The following is a 19,048-nucleotide window of genomic DNA, read 5'->3' as shown; positions in this document are numbered from 1 at the left end:
GAAGCCGTCCAAGAGGCAGAAATGAGCCCTACTTTAGCCACACCTGATCAAATTGCGTTGGCTTATCAACTTCGCAGCCTCCGTCATGACGGAAGCCAGATTCCGACGGGTCAGCTCGTGTCAATGCCCTTAGCGCTTGAGGACGCAAAAGAGGTGCAGAGGCAGTTGTCGAAACTCGAAGGAGTAGACGTCCCGGCTTGGAAAGTCGCCAAGTCGCCCGACGGCGAACCTGTTATCGCTCCGCTTCATCCATACTTCGATAATCCTTCCGGTGCGGTCATTGCATGGCGAAGGGACATAAAGCTGGAGATAGAAGTTGCCGTGGAGCTTTGCCAGGATCTTCCTGTTCGGGCCGACACATCCTATGAGCGGGCCGACATCGAGGCCGCAATCTCAAACGTGTACCTCGGTGCAGAGTTGGTTTGGAGCGGCATTTTGGAAGGTGGCAGCATTTCCTTCCAGGCCTTTCTGGCAGACCGCCTCGGAAATATTGGCTACGTAAGAGGGCCGGCTCTAACGCTATCGGTTCTTCAGCCCCGTTCGAGTTTTCCCCTCAAGATTTGGCTCAACAAGCAGGTCGTTTTCGACGCTGCCGCAGAGCATCCGACGAAGGATCCGCTTACTTGGCTCTGCGGGTACGCGAACAATCGATCCAGGCCTGACGAAGTGCTCAGAGCAGGCTCGATTATCACGACGGGAAGCCTCTGTGGTGCACTCGACGTTACCAATCCGGGGGACGTATCCGTCCAACTGGGCGAGGACGATGTGCTGGATTTCGCGCTGTCGTAAGCCTCTTTACACATGACGAAAAAGGAGCCCGAAGTGATGCAGTTGAACGCTTCCTATGCTGTGAACACCTACTCTTACACGACCCGTTACTCCGCTCTCGATTGCCTACGCCATCTTTCTGGTCTTGGCTTTTCTAGCTTCGAAATGATGCTTATCCCGGGGCATTTTTGGCCGAGTGCCGCGACAGTCGCGGAGCGCAAAGCGGTCGAAAGTCTTCTAAACGAACGAAACATTCGCATCGAAACCCTCAATCAGCCAAATCTCGACGTTAATCTTGCAGCCCTTACGCCCGAATGCCGCAACTACTCTTGCGGTGTTGTTGCCGCTGCGTTGGAACTTGCGGCTGACTGGGGTGCCGCTGGAGTAGTAGTCAACCCTGGAAAGACAAACCCTGTTTTCCCGGCGAGTCTTGAGAAGCTTACTGAATGTTTTCAATCGTCTCTCGACATCCTGGTGCCGCGCGCGGCCGATCTGCAGGTCCAGCTCATAGTTAAGAACCATCCGCTGTCGTGGCTTTATAAGGGAACCGACCTTCTGTCCTTTTTTGATCGTTATGGGTGGACGAACATCGGGTTGGGATATGACATTGCGAATGCTGCCTTCGGGCGCGATCCGGCGGTCGACGTGATTCCCAAATTAAAAAAGCATCTGTCGGCCATCTACGTTGCAGACACGCCCCTAGATGATTTTCGTCACGATCCACTTGGAGGAGGCGCAGTGTCATTCGAACCGATCGCTCAGGTTCTGGAGAGCATCGATTATCGCGGACCTTCGATTTTCGAGATCGTTTCAGCTGACCCTGACAGAGCAATTCTGGAAAGCGCATCATTCTTGAACAAATTCTGGCGGCCCAGATGATCGAGATCGGTCCGTTGGCCTGCGATCTTTCTCTCTTAGATTGCAGATAAAACCGCATCACGCAGCTAGATGTCGCGCTGAAAGCGACTAGGAGACGTCAATGATCATAAATACTTTTTCCTACCTTTGGAAATCCACTGCGATACGGGCGATGTCTGAACTTATCCGGCATGGCTTTACGGTATTTGAAGTTCCCGTGAGTTCCCCACACTGCTGGCCGGACGAAATGTCGACAAGTTCGCGTTTGGATGCGAGAAAGCAACTGCAGGACCACGGAGCGAGCGTCAGGTCGCTGAATGCTGGCGGATATGATATTAATCTGGCCAGCCCAGCCGCAAATATGAGGCGCAAAAGCACTGACCACATTAAAGATGTCATCCAGCTCGCGGTCGATTGGGGGGTTGCCGACGTTGTAATCTCTCCAGGAACGCGTCGTCCGATGATTTCTCCCACCATCCCGCAAGCCCTTGGATGGCTATATGAGAGTCTTGACGTGCTTCTACCGGTTGCAAAGCAAGCCGGCGTGCGGCTCCTCATGGAGAATACCCCATATTGTTTCAGGCCGACAATCGGGGAACTCGTCGGACTTGTCGAGGAAATCAAAAACGAAAATCTGAGCATCGTCTATGACGTCGCAAACGCGGCCTACATTGGCGAGGATCCAGTAGCGAGTCTTCGGTTGCATCACTCTCACATAGGTCTCGTGCATATCTCGGATACGGGTACGGACGTCTGGGGCCACGATCCTATCGGCACGGGGATCATAGATTTTGAGGGTCTCGGGCGCGCCGTCTATTCAGTTTTTAGTATTGATCGCGTCGTCCTCGAGGTTATTCGCGAAGAAGAGCCGCTGTTGGAAGTTAACAATGCGATGCAGGAGCTCAAAAAGAGGGGCTGGAGAGTTGATTGATAAACCCCGCATCGCAATTACGCTCGGTGGAAGATCCCCCGTCGGTAAATGAGTGAACTTCGCCCACGATATCCATCTAAAGTGGTGGACACCTTGGGGAGCGCGAATTTTTGTGAGTGTCCATGACCCCTTGATGCCACAACAAGCCCATCTTGTTGGGCAGGCAAAGTTCAACATTTTTCGTATTTTGAGCTCTCTTAGAATCGGATTGCGATTTGGAAACTAATTCCATATTATTCCGTAACATCAATCGGAGAACTGTCCATGAAAGTGTTAGTTAGTGGAGGAAGCCGCGGAATTGGCGCAGCGGTTTGTATACGTATCGCAGAAGCTGCTGCATCAAGAGGCGAGCGTGCTCAGATCGCAGTGTGTGGCCTTGGTTCCTCCGAAGGGCAAGAGGACGTTGCGCGTTCGGTGCGCGCGTTGGGAGGCGATGCTATTGCGTTGTCTGGCGACCTGGGCAACATCGATGTGGCCCCGAACCTCGTAGAGGCGGCGGTGTCGGAGTTTGGTGGTCTGGACGCTCTTGTTGCCAATGCTGGCATCGCAAGTCCTGGAAATATCTGTGATTTGTCGGTTGCGGACTGGGACAAGATGTTCGCGGTCAACCTTCGCGGGGCTTGGCTTCTGGCCAAACACTGCCACCCGCACTTAAAGCAGAGTCGAGGCGCTGCATGCTTCACATCGTCGATGTCGGGACAAGTACCTCATGCGGGATCAGGTGCATATAGCCCAAGCAAAGCGGCGCTAACTATGCTTGCGAAGACCCTTGCCTTGGAATGGGCGCCGGATGGCATTCGGTCGAACATCGTCTCTCCGGGAATGACGCACACTCCAATGTCCGCAAAGATGTATGCCGATCCAGCGATTAAGCGGGCGAGAGAGGATCTGATCCCACTTTCCAGGATCGGCGATCCAAAAGACATTGCTAATGCGATTGAGTTCCTGATAAGCCCACTTGCGAGTTACATCACCGGTCAAGACCTCTGCGTCGACGGCGGCTTCTCAAAATCAATCTTAAGCCATATCCCTGGGCGCCCAAGCTCAAATTCGTAGTCAGCGAAGTCGCGACCGCACGCTTTAATAAATTCCAGCATTTGGCCCCGGAAGACGAAAGCTTTTGAAGGTCCTGGCGATCGCGGAAGCGCTGTGATCGTCAGAAATTTACGCCCGTTCCCTGCAATGCGCGAACTCGTTGCCCTCTCCGCCGTTCGCTTGAACTGTTTGTCACGATCAGCAAGAGCGGCCAAATCGCTTGACACCAGTCGAACAGTTTCTGGGCAACAAGATGGACGACCTCCCCTTCCCGTTGGATACGGCCCTTGATCGCCATCATCGACGATCCGAGAACGATCCGCCGGCGTTTTTCGAAAGGTCTCGGCCAGACGACATGGTTGGCCGGCCCTGTCTCGTCCTCGATGGTGATGAACATGACGCCTTTGGCCGATCCCGGCTTTTGCCGCACGAGCACAAGTCCGGCGGTATAGACCCAACGCCCATCCCTTGCGTTCATTGCCTCTGCACAATCACCGTCCCTTCAGACAGTACCGGTCCAGCGCGACCTTCTGCCCGGCGCCGATAGTAGTCAGCACTCGCTGACCCCGGTACGCCTTCAGGCGCAAAAGTTCGGGTCGTAGGTCATAGGCGCCATCACGATGCGATTTTTCAGTTTCAAGCGATCGGATGGCAATGGGCAGAAAAAGACCGCTGTATCGGGACCAGACATAAAGAGAACTCCGTTGCGTTAATACGAACTCCAAGTATATGATGTAGACCTAGCGTCAAACAGGTACTCCAAGTCGCCTAGGTATATCGAAGGAAACCATCATGCTCGAACTGGAACCGCTCTGCTTTTCTTCTGAATGCCCGAGCCGGGCCTTGTTCGATCAGATTGCTGACAAGTGGTCGATGATGGTGCTTGCCGTACTCGATGACGGACCGCAGCGCTTCAACGCCATTCGCCGCCGCCTGCAAGGGGTGACGCAGAAGGCTCTCACTCAGTGCCTTCGTCGCCTTGAGCGCAACGGTCTCATAGCCAGAGAGGTAATTTCACTCTCGCCGGTCGCCGTTCAGTATCAGGTGACGCCGCTGGGCCGCACGTTACGGGAGCCACTCCAGGAACTTCACAAATGGACACTGGTAAAACTGCCAGAGGTCACCGCAGCAAGAGAGGCTTTCGACAGCATAGAGGGCGGGCAGAAGGGCGCGGATAGATCGCTAATCCAGTTACGCCTGTGAAGCGACGAGAGCGACTGCAGGAGGTCCGATACTAGCTTGCGGCGGTTCGGGAAAAGAGAAATTGGGCCAGGTATACCGTGCCCTACCAGGGCTACTTTAAGTGCCTGATTGACGCCAAGTTTACAAAAGATACTTATGTCTCCGTCAACAATGATGGAGCTTTCTCATGCGCAACAATCTTCAATTCTATATCGACGGAGCCTGGGTGCAGCCCAAAGGCGCAACCGTAATCGATGTTATCAACCCAGCGGACGAGGCCGTTATTGGTCAAGTCGCGCTGGGCGATGCGAGTGACGTGGACGACGCGGTTTCAGCCGCACGAAAGGCATTTGAAACCTATTCACTCACCTCGATTGAGGAGCGAATTTCGCTCTTCGACCGGATTGTAGCTGCCTACGACAAGCGAGTGAGCGACCTAGCCCTAGCGGTAACGGATGAAATGGGCGCGCCGAAATGGCTTTCAGAGCAATTGCAGGTGACCGTCGGCGTTGCCCATTTCAAGATTGCGAGAGCAGCGCTTGAGACCTACCATTTTGATGAGCCTCTTGGCACAAGCGAAGTCGTGCGCGAGCCGATCGGCGTTTGTGCTCTGATCACGCCGTGGAATTGGCCGCTGATGCTGATGGCCGCAAAGGTGGCACCTGCGCTTGCTGCGGGTTGCACCGTGGTGTTGAAGCCGTCTGAAATCGCGCCGTTCTCAGGTACGATCCTTGCCGAAATCCTCCATGACGCCGGAATACCCAAGGGCGTGTTCAACCTTGTTCATGGAAATGGCCGCGTTGTCGGCAATGCTTTGACGAGCCATCCCGAGGTGGACCTTGTCTCCTTCACCGGCTCAACTGCGGCTGGGATCGAGGTGGCTCGCACCGGTGCGCTCACAGTCAAAAGGGTACACCAGGAACTGGGGGGAAGTCACCCAATATCGTTTTGCGCAGCGCGGACCTCGCTTCTGCTGTTGAAGGGGGCGTAGCGCAGATGATGCTGAACAGCGGACAGAACTGCAGCGCACCGTCTCGGATGCTGGTCCATGTCGATCAGGTTGCCGAAGCAATCAGCTATGCCAAGGCGGCCGCGGAAACGTGGTCGGTCGGCCATCCTTCTTCGAATGCAAAGATGGGACCGGTGGCCTCGGAAGCGCAATGGAACAAAATCCAGCGTCTGATCCAGTCGGGTCTCGATGAAGGCGCCACGCTTGTGACTGGAGGGCTCGGCCGTCCCGACGGACTTGATGCTGGCTTCTACGTCCGGCCTACGATCTTTGCCGATGTGCGCAACGACATGACGATCGCGCGCGAAGAAATCTTCGGGCCAGTCCTGGTCATCATCGCCTATTCCGACGAGGAGGAAGCGGTGAGGATCGCCAACGACACGACCTACGGCCTTGCTGCCTATGTCCAGGGTGAGCGGGTTGCGGCCGAAGCTGTCGCGCGTCGCCTGCGTGCCGGCCAAGTCTACCTGAACAATGTTAATCTTAATCTGGCTGCGCCCTTCGGCGGCTACAAGCAGTCCGGCAACGGACGTGAATGGGGTCCGATGGCGATCGCTGAATTCCTTGAGACCAAGGCCATCATCGGTTTCCGTGAGGCAGCTTGACAGCCAAATCTGATTATGAATGCCCGGAACTCAATTGATCCGGGCATTGCTCTTTGTTCCCACCGCCGGCGGAGGAACCGTGATCTGTAGGTACTTTTTGAAAGCGGCGATGCGTTCTTGCAGCGCCATCTGTTCTCGATCTTCCGCCCCGGCGCGGAAGAAAATTGCAGGGGGCGCTGGCGGATGGAGCGTCCTGCCGATTTCAGATCACTATGAAGTAAGAACTCACCTGACGGACATGATCGCCGGGTTGCATGCACCTAGCCGCAAAGACCGATTGGCAGGATCTCGAAAGCATTCGTACGGATTGTGCAATGACATCGCCTGCGGATCCGATAGCTTACAAAAGCAAGCGGTCTCCTCGACAGCATCCGTTTTCATCTTCCGCAGTTTCCGCCCCAAGAGACTTCGCGAATGGCATCCGGAGATGTCCCCACAGTCCGGATGCTGCCCATATAGGCTGCGCATTCTCCCGATCACCTTTGCGCGCAAATACGAAAATTGCCACCTTGGGAAACTTCATCTTATCGAACATTAGCTTCAGGGCCTTTCTGGCCCGCGCGTCGCCATTTCTAGCTGCATTCCGTGCTTCGTCGATCTCCTTGTCGTAAAGTTCGCCAGGAAACTCCGCCGATCACCGCTGATGGGGCCGCAGAAATCGCGGATCTTCAGCGATGACCAGCGGCAGTGCTGCAGAGATCTTCTCTTATTATCACACGAAGCTCGCCGAACCTTTGGAATCCAATGTGCCGGACAAGCCGATGGACCGTTGTTGGAGAAACGCGGCACCTGCGCGCCACCGCGGCAGCACTTTCAAAGGCCGTTATTTCCGGCCTTTCCAGGATCTCCCTTGCGACCCGTTCGAGAGCGACGGGAAATACCAGCTGCCGGCTGGCGATCAGGCGCTTCAGCTCCTGCAGTGTTGAGGGAGGAGGAGAGTTCCGATCCTGTAGCATTGCGCTCACTTTCAAAAGAGCTGACTTCACGCAACTCAGCCGAAGCCCGCACACAGGCGGCGCCACACATAAGATATGCAAGTGAAGTCGGGCGCGTTTCGCTCCGACTAGATCGCCTGCGGCTTGAAATCGCTGGCTGCGACCGGCATCACGCCCTGCAACAGAGCGACGGACTTCTCCAGCCCTTCGAGGCTGTTCAGAAGCACATCCTCATGCTCTATCGAGAGCCAGCCATCGTAACCGGCCATCTTCAGCCTGTAGCAGAACTGCCGCCACCATTCTTCGCCGTGGCCAAATCCCAGCGTTATATAGGACCAGCTACGCGCCGGGATATCCATTAGGCTGCCGTTCTCCAAAAGGCTGGTGACGGCCTGCTTCGGAGTGTTGAGGAGGGTATCTTTGGCATGAACGTGGTATACGGCTCCGCCGAGCGCTTCTGCGGCGACAAGAGGATCGGCACCCATCCAGAAGAGATGCGACGGGTCCAGGTTTGCTCCGACGACCGGGCCAACGGCTTCGCGAAGCTTCAGCAGCGAAGGGACGTTATAGACGCACTGATTGCCATGCAGTTCCAGCGCAATGCGTTCCACACCGTGCTCTCTCGCTAGTGCCACGATCCTGGTCCAGTAGGGGAGGAGCTTCTCCTCCCACTGGTAGCGAAGGATAGCCTGCGTTTCCGGCGGCCATGAGGAGACCACCCAGTTCGGCATGGTGTCGGCGGCATTCCCGGCTGGAAGTCCCGACATCGCGCAGACGGTCTTGATACCCAGCTCGCCGGCTGCGCGGATCGTATCCTCAAGACCCTGCCCCTGGCCATGATCGGTCGGATGCAGGGGATTTCCGTTGGCGTTCAAGCCTACCACTTCCAGTTCCCGGTCGGCGAAAGCTCTGAGGAATGCCTTCTGCGCGTTCTTGTCCCGCAGGATCGTCGATAGATCGAAATGCGGCGCCGTCGACCAGCCACAGGTATTGACCTCGACGCCGGAGACGCCCAGCCTTTGCGCGTGATCCAGCATTGCCTCGAAGGGCAGGCCGCCGAGGCTGTCTGATACGAATCCAAGCTTCATGCATAAAACTCCGGTTTGGCAATCATTTCGACGGGAACCTTGCAGCCGTCGTTCAAGGCCGTGACGCCGGCTTCGGCGACCCTTGCGGCGCAGTATCCGTCCCAACTGCTCGACGCGATGTGCGGGAACACTCCGGTCTCCACGAACCGAATGAAAGCGCGGTTCTGGCGGCGATAGGCTTCGGCATAGCGGCCGCGCCAATCCGCTTCGTAGCTTGTGCTCTGGCCGAGCTCCCGGTCGACGCGGGTGTAGTTGACGGCGTTCATGGCGATGGTCGCCTTCTCGCCCACCAGTTCCGCGCGCACGTCGTATCCGTAGGCCGCGTTATTGTTGATCTCGATATTCACGAGTTGATCATCGGCGGTTTCGAGCACCATATAAACCGGTGCGACCAGCGCGTCGGAGCGCTTCGGCTGGAAGGCGGAGATCGATACGTATTCGGTGTCGAGAACATGTCGGACGACATCGAACTCGTGCGGGGCGGAATTGGTGATTGCCATCGCTCCGGTGAAGTCCGACGCGGGCGTCGCGACATTACGATGAAAGTTGTGCATCATCAGGGCGCGGCCAATCGCACCGTGCTCCAGAGCCTGCTTCATCTCCACATAGGATTGATCGAAGCGGCGCATGAAGCCGAGCATTATGAACTTCTTTCCCGCGGCTTCTTCCGCCTGCATGATCTCCAAGCATTCTTTGGAAGATTGCGACAACGGCTTTTCGCAGAGAGCCCGTTTGCCGGCTCTTATGCAGGACAGCGACAAGGGCGCGTGCGTGAAATCGGGGCTTGCGATGATAACTGCGTCCACGTCCGGACGAGCGGACACCCGGTCGGGGTCTGAGTCGACGTCGTGAGCGCTGTAGGCGTCCGCCACCTTGCGGGCGCGATCCGCATCCATGTCGCAAACGACCTGGAGGCTCGCCCCCGGCAGATCTTCTGCGACGATTCTCGCATGATCGGCTCCCATCAACCCTGCCCCGATGACGGCGATCCTTATTGTCATTTCGATATTTCCTGTCGTTAGAGAACCAGCGATTTGCGGCAAGCATTGCGTCTGTCGTGCGAAATGCGTGCCGGGAACCCCATCCCCGCACGCACCCTTGGGAGGGCTTTATTTCTTTGCGTATTGCTCAACGTTGTCCTTGGTGATCGAAGCAAACGGCACCAGTTTTTCGGCCGGCGCATCCTCGCCTTTTTTCAGGCCTTCCACGACCTCGAAGGCGGCCTTCGCCTGGCCTGCGGCGTCCTGGAAGATGGTCTGCGACATGGTGCCGGCCTTGATCGCATTAAGAGCATCGGCCGTACCATCGACACCGGAGATCATCACGCCCTTGAGGCGGTCGGCACCCTGAAGTGCTTCGAGCGCGCCCAGCGCCATCTGATCGTTGGCTGCGACGATTGCATCGAACTTCGGAAAGCTTTGGATCCAGTCTTCCGTGACCTTCATGCCTTCAGCGCGGTCGTAGTTTGCCGAAAGGCTGGCGAGGGTGGCCACGTCGGAACGGCCGAGCGCATCCTCGAATCCCTTCTTTCGCTCCTGCGTGTGCGAAAGCCCCGGCGTGCCTTCGAGGTAGAGGATCTTGGCGTCCTTGGGCAGGTGTTCTTTCATGTATTCGCCCTGAAGACGGCCGGCATCGATGTTCTTCGAGCCGACGAACGTGTATTTGCCGCCTGCCGATTGGATGCCGAGAGCGATGACGGGAATGCCGGCCTGGTTCGCCTTCTCGACGCCCGGTACGATGCCCTGATAGTCGACCGGCACGACGACAATCGCATTGACTTTCTGCGCTATGAAGTTGTCGATCTGATCGAGTTGCTTGCTGACGTCGTTGTTGGCGTCGGAGAAGCTCACTTCGACTGCCGGATCGGATTTCGACGCTTCGATGAAGGCGTTTTTGCGCGCCATGACGAAGACGTCCGTATCCGCCATATTGGCGTAACCGACGACGAATTTGTCCGCGGCGAATGCAGCGCCGGTGGAGATCCCGGCAAGGGATATGGCGCAGGCGAGAGCGAGTTTGGAAATGGCTTTCATTGGGTCCTCCCATAGAGTTTCAGATTCATTCCGGATGCGGGAAATCCCGCCGACAAAGAGGTGGTTCCTCAGCAGGCGCTAGCCCGCCGAAGAACATCGGTCATGCCTTCTTTTTGCTGCGGGCAGACTTCGTCCAGACATCGAGGATCACGGCGATCGCGATGATCAGACCCTTGATGATCTGCTGCCAGTACGAGCTGACATTCATGAGATTGAGCATGTTGTTGATGACGCCGATGATCAGCGATCCGATGATTGTGCCGGTAATGGTTCCGGTGCCGCCCATCAGGCTGGTGCCGCCAACGACCACGGCGGTGATCGCGTCGAACTCATAGCCGACTCCGCCGGCCGGTTGACCGGAATTGATGCGAGACATGAGGACGATGCCTGCGACGGCGCACAGAATGCCGTTGAAGATGAAAGCCTTCACGACGATGCTGTCTGGATTGATGCCGGAAGCGCGCGCGGCACGCTCATTGCCGCCTACCGCATAGACGTATCGGCCGAACTTGGTCTTGTTGAGAAGAATCCAGGAAATGACGATGACGATCGCGAGGATGAGCACGGAGATCGGTACTGGGCCAAGCGAGCCTTGCCCGATCACTTTGAAGTCGCCCAAGCCCGTCACGGGCGATCCACCCGTATAAAGGAGCACTGCGCCGCGTGCGACGGTCGTCATTGCCAATGTCATGATGAACGACGGGATGCGGAAGAAGGTGATGACGAAACCGTTTACGATGCCGGTCACCATGCCGACTGCTACGCCCGCGACGACCGCGAGGATGACGCTGCCGGTGATGGCCATTACGCTCGCGGCGATGACACCACAGAGCGCGAGAACAGATCCCAGCGATACGTCGATATGTCCCAGAATAATGATAAAGGTGACGCCGCATGCGAGCAGGCTAACCACCACAACCTGACGAAGGACGTTGGTCAGGTTGGCTTCCGTCAGGAACGTCGGGCTCAAAATCGACGCGAGGATGCAGATTCCGACGAAGATGAGAACCGTGCCGTACTGCCGGTAGATCTGGGAAAAGCTCATGTTTCGAGAGCCTGAAATCACCTGGCCTCCTCGTTTCACGGCCGCCTCTGCGCGTTCGATACTCATCAGTGTCCTCCCGTGGCGAGGCGCATGATGTTTTCCTGCGTGGCCTCGTTCCTTGTTAGTTCGCCGGTCACCCGGCCTTCGCTCATCACCACCACGCGGTCACTCATGCCTAGGATCTCGGGCAGTTCAGATGAGATCATGACGATCGCGAGCCCCTGACGAGCGAACTCGGTCATCAGTCTGTGAATTTCGGATTTCGACCCGACGTCGATGCCTCGTGTGGGTTCGTCGAGAATGAGCAGCTTCAGATCACCCAGCAGCCACTTGGCGAGAACGATTTTCTGTTGATTGCCGCCGCTGAGGTTTTCAACGATCATTGCCGTATCGGGCGTCTTGATCTGGAGCATCTTGATCATGCGCTGGGAAGCTGTCTCTTCCTGCCGCTCGCTGATGAAAAGGCCGGAAGCGAACTTCTTGAGGTTCGCAAGCGAGATGTTCTCGCCGACGGACCGGCAAAGCACCAGACCTTCCGCTTTGCGATCCTCTGAGACCATGGCGATGCCGTTGGCGATGGCATCCTTCGGGGACATGAGCTTTAACGGTTTTCCGTTCAGACGGATGACGCCCGCGTCCGCCGCGTCCAAGCCGAAGATCACCCGGGCGACCTCTGTCCGCCCTGCGCCGATCAGACCGGAAAGGCCAACGATTTCGCCGGCACGCACCTCGAAGCTGACATTTTCGAAGCTGCCGTCACGAGAGAGGTTCTCGACGGAGAGGACGACATCGCCGATCGGCACTTCCTCTTTCGGAAAGATGCTGGAGATCGTGCGGCCAACCATCTGGGAAATCAGCTTTGCCGGCTCATATTCGCTCGCCGGCGCAGCTGCAACGAATTGGCCATCACGCATCACCGTGATGTCATCGGCGATCTGGAAGATCTCGTCCATCTTGTGGGTGATGTAGATGATCGCGACGCCTGCTGCTTTCAGGTCTGCGATCTGCCTGAAGAGCATCGCGACTTCGGTGTCGCTGATCGCCGACGTCGGTTCGTCCATGATCACCAGAGAGGCCTCGCGCGAAATCGCCTTGATAATCTCGATGAGTTGCATTGTCGCGATGGACAGCTCGCGCATCTTGGTTTGGGGGCTGTATTTCAGCCCAAGACGATCGAGCAGCGCCTGCGTATCTGAATTCATGCGATCGAAATCGACGAACCGGGACAAAACACCCGTCTGGCCAAAAGTGGGTTCGCGGCCGAGAAAGATGTTTTCGGCGATGGTCATGTCGAGCACCGGGCTGAGTTCCTGATGGATCATTGAGATCCCTCGATCCAGCGCGGCTGCGGCGTTCTGGTGGTCGAGCTTCTCGCCCCTGAAAAAGATCTCTCCCCCGTCGATTGCGTAGATACCGCTCAGAATCTTCATGAGCGTCGACTTGCCCGCGCCGTTCTCCCCGACGAGGACGTGGACCGTGCCGGCACGAACCTTCAGGCTCATGCCATCGAGCGCGAGAACACCTGGGAACGCCTTGGTGATTGAGTGCATTTCGAGAACGAAGCCGGCTCCGCTATCCATAGACGTGCGATGGCCTTCGCCGCCCGAAAGCGGCGCCACCTTTTGAAAGGTCGCAGACATGAGAGTATTTCCTCCAGATGAGAGAGCTCTCCCAAGCTCTCCTGCCAAGCTGGCTTTTACTAGGGAATGAAATTGCGAAAATTGCGCCGAATGTCAACGAACTGGTAGATTTTACTCCCAAAAGCTCTCATAAATAGCGTCAGAGTATGAGAGGTTTTGTTATGTCTCGTCCCACTATTCCTGACTTGGCGAAGGCCGCTAATGTAAGCATTTCAACGGTTGATCGCGTGCTGAATGGTCGCGACCCCGTGCGTTCACAGACGGCGGAGCGGGTTCTTAACGCAGCCCGGCAGATTGGCTTTCATGGGGTGACCGCCATCGCTCGGCGACTTGAGCACGAAAAGCCGGTGATCAAATTCGGTTTTCTTCTCAAGCAATCTCACCGCAAGCTCTATCAAATGTGGAGCGACGTTCTCGTTGCGGCGACCGAAGCATTTCCCGAGGCCCATGGGAGGGCGATCGTTAGATTCATGGACGATCTTGCGCCCGACAAGGCTGCCGAGGCGATCTACGCTCTCAGTCGCGAAGCCGACGTCATCGGTATGATCACCTCCGACCACCCGCAGGTGAACCACGCCGTCGATGGTCTTGCGGCGGAGAATATTCCGGTCGTGACCATGATTTCCGATATTTCCACCGCCTCCCGCGCAGGATATGTCGGCAACGACTGCATCAAAAAGGGCCGCACGGCCGCTTGGTTCATATCCGGGCTGAATAACGACGGCGGCAAGGTTTCCGTCTTCGTCGGGAGCCATCGATATCTCGCCCAGGAGCTGAACGAAATGGGCTTTCGATCATACTTCCGGGAGAGCGCGCCGGACTTTCAGATGCTGGAGACAGTTGCAACCCTTGAAGAGCCCGAAATTGCTTATGAGGCCACGCGCCAACTTTTGCAGACCGAACCAAATTGGGTCGGGCTTTACGTTGCCGGCGGCGGCATCACGGGTGTGATGCGAGCCCTGCGGGAAAGTGATGGGCCGGCAGCCAAACGCCTTGTTGTAATAGCACACGAGCTCACCAATGAAACAAGAGCTGGTCTTGCTGAAGGACTAATCAGGGTCGTCCTGTCGCACCCTGCAAAGCAGTTGGGAGAGACCCTGGTGCGTGCAATGGCGCAAGCTCTCGATGCCGGCCGATCGCCAACCGTTTCGCAGCACATTGTGCCGTTCGAATTTTACACTGCCACCAATATTTGAAGTTTCGGCGAAAGGGCAGGTAAGGCGTGTTGAACAAATCAAATCGGACCCGACGTGCGTTAGCCGGAGTTTCCGCAATTCTCACTGATCCCAGGTCATACGCCTTGCGGCGAGCAGCTACCTCCGTGATGCCAACGCTCTGAATATTTGTGAAACTGTACTTAATCAACGAGCTGATTAAGCCAGCAAGCCTGTCCGAGGAAGAGGTATACGCGGTGCGTCTGTGGACGCAGGGCGATTACACTCTGGATTTCCGTGATTTCCCCACCGTCGTCGATTATGATGCGGATGGGCCGATCAGCGAGCTTGATCAGGTAGACGGCATCGTGGTCATCAGCCAGACTTGCGACATCGTCAACATCGTCCCCGACCGCCATTTCGTGGTGGTCGCTCCCCTTGTCGCATCGGACAACGACAAATTCCTCGAGGAGGTATCGGGGCAGTGACGCCTGTCGCCGCTGCGCTTCAAAACCCAGCTTCGGAAAGGCACATCGTCGATCTGACGCGCACGACCACCATCAGTAAATCGTTGCTGGCGCGCATGACACGACGAGACGGCTTTTCGACTGAAGCCTAGCGATCTGATTTCGCCAAGCAGGTCGAACGCCGTTATGGGCGCTTTGCAATTCCCGACGATATGAATCCGCCACTGGGTGCTTTGCGCGCGCAGGCAAAATCCCGACATACGAAGGATTCCGATGTCGGCCGGGTCTATCGGTCGATCCGGTCCTTTCTTGTCGCTGGGAGCCCGAATTTCGAAACACAGGGGGCGCGGGTCCGCATCACGGTGCTTCTCGAAGATGCCGATAAGATGCAAAGTTCCCGCGAAGACATTCTCAAAGAACTCGAGTCCTTGGCAGCTGCCAGATGCGTAGGTTCTGGAAGGGCCTGCGACGCGAGGACAGCATTGCCGCAATCTGCCACCGTGAGGGGATAGCCGAGGACCTGTATTATAGCTGTCAAAGGAATTCCTCGAAGCGGGCAAGAAGCGCCTTGCAGGTGAGACCTGCCCGTTCGGCGACCAGCGACGAGGTCAGGCTCTGCGTCGTGAAACCCGACCTCAAGAATCTGCCCCCTATCGGCTAGTGGCCGATGCGGATGACGATCTTGCCGAACTGGTCGCTGCCTGCCGCACGCTGATAAGCGGCAAGCACTTGGTCGAATGCGTAAACCTCCGCAATCGGTAGCTTGATGCGATTCTCGTCGACGAAAGCGACCATATCCCGATATGCCATCGCGCTGCCGACCCCCTTGAGGGTTTCGGCATCCTCTACATCCTGGAGGATCTGGTGGCGGCGCCGATTGCCGACGGCCGTCTCATTCGCCTGCTGGAGCTATGGTGCGAGCCGTTCCTCGGCTATCACCTTTATTACTTAAGTCGGAAGGGGACGACGGCTTTCGAACTGTTCAAGGAAGCGCTCAGAGAGAGCAGGCGGTCTTGAAGGGATGTGGACCTTGACCCGTTATTAGAGGCAAAATTCAACTGAAATTTCGCGCCGTTCAGTCCAGCGTATCGTTATGGAGATCGTGCGTGAAGATGTGCCGTGGATCGAACCACCAAGATTGCCTAGCGACGGTCACAAGCCAGGACCCAGCGTAAATTCAAAGGGTATCGGCATCAGCGGCTATTTTGCAATTTACTACGCTGCTCAACATAAGTGACCAGCCGGACCATTGGCCAGAGAAACGCAAGGTAAATTAGAGCCGCGCCAATCAGAGGCGTGGGGCTGGCAAAGAATGCCTGGGCGTCATTGGCCTCCTTCAACAGTTCTGGCAGGGCTACCGCGGAAGCAAGCGACGTGTCCTTGAACATCGAGACGCAGTTGCTCGTCATCGGCGGGATGACGAGCTTGATCGCCTGCGGCAAAACAACTTTTCGAAGTGTCGTGATGAAGGACAGGCCGAGCGCATGCGCGGCCTCGAATTGCCCCTTGGGTATGCTCTCGATTCCGCTGCGAAAAACCTCCGCCGAATAGGCCGACATGACAAGGGAGAAAGCGAGCGTCGCCGAAACCCACGCCGACAGGCGTATACCGACAAATGGCAATGCGAAGTAGATCAGGATCAGGACGACCAGCAAAGGCACCGCTCGGAAAATGTCGATAAAGGCAATGGTGAGCCAGCGGACCGGCCGCGGAGCGTAGAGCCGGAGGAGGCTGATGACGATGCCCGCGGGAATGCCGAAGCAAATAGCCAGAACCCCCAGCAACAGAGTGTTGATGACACCACGAAGCAGTGCTGGGAATACCCCGACGAAGACGTCGACGTTGAAGAATGTATCAATGAGGGTCATAGGCGTGCGGAAGAACCGTGAAGTCAGAATCTCGGGATCGAGCCGATGGAGCCAACCTCCACCGGCCCGATCGGCATCGGGCTCGTGCCTGCCGTTTTCAGCCCTTCGGCAGGTCCGCTTCCAACACTGTAGAAGACTGCTCTGGCGCATTCGTACCGAACCACTTCTTGTGGATGGTCTGCATTGTGCCGTCCTTCTTCATGGCGGTTAGCGCCTGGTTGATCTTGCCGAGATAGGGCGAGCTCTTGGCCATCATGATGCCGTACTGCTCGCCTGACTTGATGCGTTCCACCACGCGCATGCCTTTCATCTTGGTAAAGGCGTATTCCATGTTCGGAACGTCACTGGTAACACCATCAACGCGACCGGCTGAGAGGTCCAGCAGCGCATCCTGGGGACTGTTGTAGCTCTTCACCTCGCTGAATTCGTATTTGTCCTTGTTGTCCACCAACCATTTGTGGCTGGTCGATCCGGAATGCGAGCCAACGATCTTGCCCTTGAGGTCTGCGAGACCGTTGATAGCACCATCATCCCTCGCCGCGATTCCCATGGCGGAATCGTAATAGGGCTGGGTGAAAGCCTGCGAAACAAGGCGCTCCTTGGTTATGGTAATCGACGAAATGGCGGCGTCGATACGGCCAGAATTTGTGGCCGGGAAAAGCGGCTGAAAGTCATACCCTACGATGCTGACCGTCATGCCGATGCGTTTTGCCGCTTCGGTGACGATGTCGATCTCGAATCCTTCGAATACGCCGCTCGCGTTCTTGAACTCGAATGGGGGATTGTTCGGATAGGAGCCGACATTGAGCACACCTTCAGCGTTAGCAATGACGGGCATGGCGATGATGCCGGCTACGGCCGACGCGATGAGAATGCTGCGACGTGTGACGTTCATTATGCTTCCCTCTGGTTGGTCCGCGCCGGTTCCTCCCTACCGGCCGGTTCTGCTTTCCACCCGCGCTCCTAAACGGGCGTCATTCTTTCATTCCAGATACTCCCGATCATCCAAGCCCGCGCGTCAGCTTCCGAGCGTCTCGACAACCCTCCCGATTGCCGTATCCAGCGCGTTCAGTCCGAAGTCGATCTCCTCCTCCGTTGACGTGATCGGCGGCGCCAGGCGTATCACGCCGGATGTGTAGGCTCCGGTGATGTTGGCGGAGAGGCCGAGGTCGAGCGCAACCTGCGTGACCTTCTGGGAGATGGCCGTGCCCGTGTGACCCGCGCGGGGAAGAAATTCCATGCCCAGCAGCAAACCACGGCCGCGTATATCTCCGATACATTCGTGATGCTGCATCAGGTTCTGAAGACCTCTCCTCAGGCGGGTACCCAATACTGCCGCTTTCTCGACGAGGCTGTCGCGCCGGATGATCTCAAGCACCTTTAGGGCGACGCAGGCTGGCAGCGGATCGTTGACGTGGGTCGTGGCGAACATAAATCCGCGGCTGTAGCCAATTTCCGCGATCGCATCCGACGTGGAGACCGACGACATCGCCATGCCTGCCCCGAGCGTCTTGGACAATAGGAGAATGTCGGGCACCACATTGTCGCGCTCGAAGGCAAACATTTCGCCGGTGCGCCCGAGGCTGGTCTGAGCCTCGTCGACGATCAACAACATGCCGCGACGTTCGCAGTGAGCCTTCAAGGCAGCCAGGTAGCCGACAGGCAGGTCGATGACACCGCCTGTGCTGAGGATCGGTTCGGCGACGAAGGCTGCGAGGTTTCCGGTCGACTGGCGATCGAGAAGTTCGAAACTGTCGTCGAGCTCCTGCTGCCAGGTCACACCGGGAAAGCGGGGACGGAACGCATTGGGCGCGGGGATGGCAAAGGCGCCTGGCATCAATGGCCCGTGACCACGCCTTCCGATCGAATAGGTGGCCGTCGCGGCCGCGCCGGTCGATCCATGATAGGATTGGGCGAAACCGACAACCTCCCATTTTCCAGTCACAACCTTGGCCAGCCGGATAGCCGCCTCGACCGATTCACCGCCCGTCGAAAGGAACATCGAGCGTGGAAGCTCGGGTACGAGCTCGGCCAGCGCCTCGGCGAGGTCCACGACTGGCTTCGACACCATCATGCTGAGAAGGTGGTCGAGGCGGCCGGCGGCCTCGTGGATGGTCGCAACAAGTTCCGGGTGGGCATGGCCAAGCACGGAGCTCATCTGCCCGGAGGTAAAGTCGAGGACACGGCGACCGGAGGCGTCGTAAAGCCAGGAGCCTTCGGCACGCTCAGGTATGAAAGGGGTAAAATCGCCGCCCAATCCCATGTAGCGCAGCAGGAATTTGTCGGCTTTGATCGCGGTTTGCTCATCAGCATTCATTGACGAAATAAACTCTCTTGTTCGTATTTCCCCGCAGCTACAAAGACTGCCAGCGATGTGTTTTGGCAGATTAGCGCGGGTATCTGGCTTGAAAAGCGCAAAGATTTCGCGCC

The 19,048-nt window shown here is 57.0% G+C and carries 18 protein-coding genes and 4 pseudogenes; 10 read left to right on the top strand and 12 right to left on the bottom strand.

Annotated elements, in window-relative coordinates; all coding sequences use genetic code 11:
- The first annotated feature begins 21 nt into the window (after positions 1-21).
- The 4 genes from ACR9ZQ_RS41125 to ACR9ZQ_RS41110 all read left to right on the top strand — a co-directional run bounded on the left by ACR9ZQ_RS41125 (position 22) and on the right by ACR9ZQ_RS41110 (position 3,613).
- Positions 22-789 carry a 2-keto-4-pentenoate hydratase gene (locus ACR9ZQ_RS41125; RefSeq protein ID WP_481430855.1) on the top strand — a complete coding sequence of 256 codons (768 nt, stop codon included), beginning with the start codon at positions 22-24 and terminating at the stop codon, positions 787-789.
- Between the two features lie 36 nt (positions 790-825).
- Positions 826-1,647 (top strand): sugar phosphate isomerase/epimerase family protein, encoded by an 822-nt coding sequence (locus tag ACR9ZQ_RS41120; protein WP_481431013.1) that lies wholly within the window; start codon positions 826-828, stop codon positions 1,645-1,647.
- A gap of 100 nt (positions 1,648-1,747) precedes the next feature.
- Positions 1,748-2,557, top strand: coding sequence for a sugar phosphate isomerase/epimerase family protein (locus tag ACR9ZQ_RS41115; RefSeq protein WP_481430854.1), 810 nt, complete (start codon positions 1,748-1,750; stop codon positions 2,555-2,557).
- Between the two features lie 264 nt (positions 2,558-2,821).
- Positions 2,822-3,613 (top strand): SDR family NAD(P)-dependent oxidoreductase, encoded by a 792-nt coding sequence (locus ACR9ZQ_RS41110; protein WP_481430853.1) that lies wholly within the window; start codon positions 2,822-2,824, stop codon positions 3,611-3,613.
- A 126-nt stretch (positions 3,614-3,739) separates the two neighbouring features.
- Here ACR9ZQ_RS41110 and ACR9ZQ_RS41105 read toward each other — a convergent pair.
- Positions 3,740-4,082 (bottom strand): annotated as a pseudogene (locus ACR9ZQ_RS41105) (OB-fold nucleic acid binding domain-containing protein); the annotation flags it as partial.
- Positions 4,082-4,283: pseudogene (locus tag ACR9ZQ_RS41100) on the bottom strand (oxidoreductase); the annotation flags it as partial. The pseudogenes ACR9ZQ_RS41105 and ACR9ZQ_RS41100, both read right to left, overlap by 1 nt.
- Positions 4,284-4,384: 101 nt before the next feature.
- Between ACR9ZQ_RS41100 and ACR9ZQ_RS41095 the strand changes: the two are divergent.
- Both ACR9ZQ_RS41095 and ACR9ZQ_RS41090 read left to right on the top strand, forming a co-directional pair.
- A complete protein-coding gene (locus ACR9ZQ_RS41095; protein ID WP_037132637.1) occupies positions 4,385-4,795 on the top strand; it encodes a winged helix-turn-helix transcriptional regulator in 411 nt (136 codons plus the stop codon).
- 166 nt (positions 4,796-4,961) lie between these two features.
- Positions 4,962-6,388: pseudogene (locus tag ACR9ZQ_RS41090) on the top strand (aldehyde dehydrogenase family protein).
- A 668-nt stretch (positions 6,389-7,056) separates the two neighbouring features.
- Here ACR9ZQ_RS41090 and ACR9ZQ_RS41085 read toward each other — a convergent pair.
- From ACR9ZQ_RS41085 to ACR9ZQ_RS41060, 6 genes are all read right to left on the bottom strand, one after another.
- Positions 7,057-7,344 carry a MurR/RpiR family transcriptional regulator gene (locus ACR9ZQ_RS41085; RefSeq protein ID WP_481431012.1) on the bottom strand — a complete coding sequence of 96 codons (288 nt, stop codon included), beginning with the start codon at positions 7,342-7,344 and terminating at the stop codon, positions 7,057-7,059.
- Between the two features lie 107 nt (positions 7,345-7,451).
- Entirely contained in the window at positions 7,452-8,411 is a 960-nt protein-coding gene (locus tag ACR9ZQ_RS41080; RefSeq protein ID WP_018444515.1) for a sugar phosphate isomerase/epimerase family protein, read from the bottom strand.
- Positions 8,408-9,412: a Gfo/Idh/MocA family oxidoreductase gene (locus ACR9ZQ_RS41075; protein ID WP_446960517.1), complete on the bottom strand. Its 1,005-nt coding sequence runs from the start codon at positions 9,410-9,412 to the stop codon at positions 8,408-8,410. Before ACR9ZQ_RS41075 ends, ACR9ZQ_RS41080 begins: the two co-directional genes overlap by 4 nt.
- A 108-nt stretch (positions 9,413-9,520) precedes the next feature.
- Positions 9,521-10,444: a sugar ABC transporter substrate-binding protein gene (locus ACR9ZQ_RS41070; RefSeq protein WP_112907630.1), complete on the bottom strand. Its 924-nt coding sequence runs from the start codon at positions 10,442-10,444 to the stop codon at positions 9,521-9,523.
- A 100-nt stretch (positions 10,445-10,544) separates the two neighbouring features.
- Positions 10,545-11,555 carry an ABC transporter permease gene (locus ACR9ZQ_RS41065; RefSeq protein ID WP_018444516.1) on the bottom strand — a complete coding sequence of 337 codons (1,011 nt, stop codon included), beginning with the start codon at positions 11,553-11,555 and terminating at the stop codon, positions 10,545-10,547.
- Entirely contained in the window at positions 11,555-13,129 is a 1,575-nt protein-coding gene (locus ACR9ZQ_RS41060) for a sugar ABC transporter ATP-binding protein (protein WP_481430852.1), read from the bottom strand. The genes ACR9ZQ_RS41065 and ACR9ZQ_RS41060 overlap by 1 nt, the downstream gene beginning before the upstream one ends.
- 161 nt (positions 13,130-13,290) lie before the next feature.
- Between ACR9ZQ_RS41060 and ACR9ZQ_RS41055 the strand changes: the two genes are divergently transcribed.
- From ACR9ZQ_RS41055 to ACR9ZQ_RS41045, 3 genes and pseudogenes are all read left to right on the top strand, one after another.
- Positions 13,291-14,325 (top strand): LacI family DNA-binding transcriptional regulator, encoded by a 1,035-nt coding sequence (locus ACR9ZQ_RS41055; RefSeq protein WP_481430851.1) that lies wholly within the window; start codon positions 13,291-13,293, stop codon positions 14,323-14,325.
- 149 nt (positions 14,326-14,474) lie between these two features.
- Positions 14,475-14,771: a hypothetical protein gene (locus ACR9ZQ_RS41050; RefSeq protein ID WP_481430850.1), complete on the top strand. Its 297-nt coding sequence runs from the start codon at positions 14,475-14,477 to the stop codon at positions 14,769-14,771.
- Between the two features lie 433 nt (positions 14,772-15,204).
- A pseudogene (locus ACR9ZQ_RS41045) lies at positions 15,205-15,363 on the top strand (IS3 family transposase); the annotation flags it as partial.
- 44 nt (positions 15,364-15,407) lie between these two features.
- On the opposite strand, the gene ACR9ZQ_RS41040 reads toward ACR9ZQ_RS41045, so the two are convergent.
- Positions 15,408-15,560, bottom strand: a complete 153-nt coding sequence (locus tag ACR9ZQ_RS41040) for a zinc-binding dehydrogenase (protein WP_310380762.1) — start codon at positions 15,558-15,560, stop codon at positions 15,408-15,410.
- Positions 15,561-15,614: 54 nt separating this feature from the next.
- Between ACR9ZQ_RS41040 and ACR9ZQ_RS41035 the strand changes: the two genes are divergently transcribed.
- Positions 15,615-15,767 (top strand): hypothetical protein, encoded by a 153-nt coding sequence (locus tag ACR9ZQ_RS41035; protein ID WP_481430849.1) that lies wholly within the window; start codon positions 15,615-15,617, stop codon positions 15,765-15,767.
- Positions 15,768-15,943: 176 nt separating this feature from the next.
- On the opposite strand, the gene ACR9ZQ_RS41030 is transcribed toward ACR9ZQ_RS41035, so the two are convergent.
- From ACR9ZQ_RS41030 to ACR9ZQ_RS41020, 3 genes are all read right to left on the bottom strand, one after another.
- Positions 15,944-16,618: an amino acid ABC transporter permease gene (locus ACR9ZQ_RS41030; RefSeq protein ID WP_481430848.1), complete on the bottom strand. Its 675-nt coding sequence runs from the start codon at positions 16,616-16,618 to the stop codon at positions 15,944-15,946.
- 97 nt (positions 16,619-16,715) lie between these two features.
- Entirely contained in the window at positions 16,716-17,513 is a 798-nt protein-coding gene (locus ACR9ZQ_RS41025) for an ABC transporter substrate-binding protein (protein WP_310380756.1), read from the bottom strand.
- 123 nt (positions 17,514-17,636) lie between these two features.
- The gene (locus ACR9ZQ_RS41020) at positions 17,637-18,935 is read right to left on the bottom strand and encodes an aspartate aminotransferase family protein (protein ID WP_481430847.1); all 1,299 of its coding nucleotides are present in this window, start codon (positions 18,933-18,935) and stop codon (positions 17,637-17,639) included.
- Positions 18,936-19,048: the final 113 nt, after the last annotated feature.

The sequence above is a fragment of the Rhizobium sp. KNZ14-9A genome (assembly GCF_056755015.1).
This window is presented reverse-complemented; position numbering and strand designations above follow the sequence as displayed.

Excerpts from the sequence above, each read along its gene's own strand:
- ACR9ZQ_RS41070 (WP_112907630.1), bottom strand. The coding sequence starts at position 10,444 with ATGAAAGCCATTTCCAAACTCGCTCTCGCCTGCGCCATATCCCTTGCC.
- ACR9ZQ_RS41040 (WP_310380762.1), bottom strand. The coding sequence starts at position 15,560 with ATGGCATATCGGGATATGGTCGCTTTCGTCGACGAGAATCGCATCAAG.
- ACR9ZQ_RS41075 (WP_446960517.1), bottom strand. The coding sequence starts at position 9,412 with ATGACAATAAGGATCGCCGTCATCGGGGCAGGGTTGATGGGAGCCGAT.
- ACR9ZQ_RS41120 (WP_481431013.1), top strand. The coding sequence starts at position 826 with ATGCAGTTGAACGCTTCCTATGCTGTGAACACCTACTCTTACACGACC.
- ACR9ZQ_RS41110 (WP_481430853.1), top strand. The coding sequence starts at position 2,822 with ATGAAAGTGTTAGTTAGTGGAGGAAGCCGCGGAATTGGCGCAGCGGTT.
- ACR9ZQ_RS41020 (WP_481430847.1), bottom strand. The coding sequence starts at position 18,935 with ATGAATGCTGATGAGCAAACCGCGATCAAAGCCGACAAATTCCTGCTG.
- ACR9ZQ_RS41030 (WP_481430848.1), bottom strand. The coding sequence starts at position 16,618 with ATGACCCTCATTGATACATTCTTCAACGTCGACGTCTTCGTCGGGGTA.
- ACR9ZQ_RS41125 (WP_481430855.1), top strand. The coding sequence starts at position 22 with ATGAGCCCTACTTTAGCCACACCTGATCAAATTGCGTTGGCTTATCAA.
- ACR9ZQ_RS41095 (WP_037132637.1), top strand. The coding sequence starts at position 4,385 with ATGCTCGAACTGGAACCGCTCTGCTTTTCTTCTGAATGCCCGAGCCGG.
- ACR9ZQ_RS41085 (WP_481431012.1), bottom strand. The coding sequence starts at position 7,344 with ATGCTACAGGATCGGAACTCTCCTCCTCCCTCAACACTGCAGGAGCTG.
- ACR9ZQ_RS41060 (WP_481430852.1), bottom strand. The coding sequence starts at position 13,129 with ATGTCTGCGACCTTTCAAAAGGTGGCGCCGCTTTCGGGCGGCGAAGGC.
- ACR9ZQ_RS41115 (WP_481430854.1), top strand. The coding sequence starts at position 1,748 with ATGATCATAAATACTTTTTCCTACCTTTGGAAATCCACTGCGATACGG.
- ACR9ZQ_RS41055 (WP_481430851.1), top strand. The coding sequence starts at position 13,291 with ATGTCTCGTCCCACTATTCCTGACTTGGCGAAGGCCGCTAATGTAAGC.
- ACR9ZQ_RS41080 (WP_018444515.1), bottom strand. The coding sequence starts at position 8,411 with ATGAAGCTTGGATTCGTATCAGACAGCCTCGGCGGCCTGCCCTTCGAG.
- ACR9ZQ_RS41025 (WP_310380756.1), bottom strand. The coding sequence starts at position 17,513 with ATGAACGTCACACGTCGCAGCATTCTCATCGCGTCGGCCGTAGCCGGC.
- ACR9ZQ_RS41065 (WP_018444516.1), bottom strand. The coding sequence starts at position 11,555 with ATGAGTATCGAACGCGCAGAGGCGGCCGTGAAACGAGGAGGCCAGGTG.